The organism is Planomonospora algeriensis (genome assembly GCF_977012225.1).
Genome location: NZ_CDRNDK010001088.1, coordinates 1 through 488, shown reverse-complemented (window position 1 = coordinate 488; position 488 = coordinate 1). Strand labels below are relative to the sequence as shown.

The window sequence follows — 488 nt, the reverse complement described above, 5'->3', positions numbered from 1 at the left end:
GCGTTCGCGCATCAGGATCTGCCGTTCGAGCGGTTGGTGGAGGTGGTGGATCCGGTGCGGTCGATGGCCCGCCACCCCCTCTTCCAGGTGATGCTCGTCCTGCAGAACACTCCGGCCGTCGCCCTGGACCTCGACGGGCTCTCCGTGGCGCTCGAGCCCTTCGTCCCCGCGACCGCCAAGTTCGATCTCCAGCTCACCCTCGCCGAGGATCCGTCCGGGGGTCTGACCGGCGGCCTGGAGTACGCCGCGGACCTGTTCGACCGGGAGACGGCCGAGGACATCGCGGCCCGGTTCGTCCGCCTGCTCCGCGCCGCGTCACCGCCCCCGACACCCGCATCGGGCAGCTCGACATCCTGGACGAGACCGAACGGGAGACCATCCTCGGCGACTGGGCCGGCACCGGCGGCACGTCCCCGGTCACCACCATCGTGTCGGAGTTCGCGGCGCGGGTGGCGGCCACACCGGAGGCGGTGGCGGTGGTGTGCGGG

The 488-nt window shown here is 72.1% G+C and carries 1 protein-coding gene; it reads left to right on the top strand.

From position 1 onward, the window contains the following. Positions 1-488 (top strand): condensation domain-containing protein (locus ACWJ6R_RS37940; protein ID WP_449066795.1); only part of this gene is annotated, 488 nt, incomplete at both ends.